A 219-nucleotide genomic window follows, 5' to 3' on the forward strand; every position below is an offset into this window, starting at 1 on the left:
GCTTTCTATTCTGAATGGTCTGAAGAACCGTGGTGTGGAAGATATCCTGATTGCATGTGTGGATGGCCTGACAGGCTTCCCTCAGGCAATTGAAGCGGTATTTCCAGAGGCAGAGATTCAGCAGTGCATCATCCATCAGATCAGGAATACAACAAAGTTTGTTTCCTACAAAGAACTCAAGCCCCTGATGGCTGATCTGAAACGTGTATATGCCGCGCC

At 47.5% G+C, this 219-nt stretch carries 1 protein-coding gene; it reads left to right on the forward strand.

Translation table 11 applies throughout. The features are described from left to right. The coding region (locus tag H9X84_RS12905; protein WP_205134640.1) for a transposase at positions 1-219 on the forward strand (219 nt) is incomplete at both ends.

Origin of the sequence: Anaerotignum lactatifermentans (assembly GCF_016902535.1) — a bacterium.
In the GTDB taxonomy this organism is placed as follows: domain Bacteria; phylum Bacillota; class Clostridia; order Lachnospirales; family Anaerotignaceae; genus Anaerotignum; species Anaerotignum lactatifermentans_A.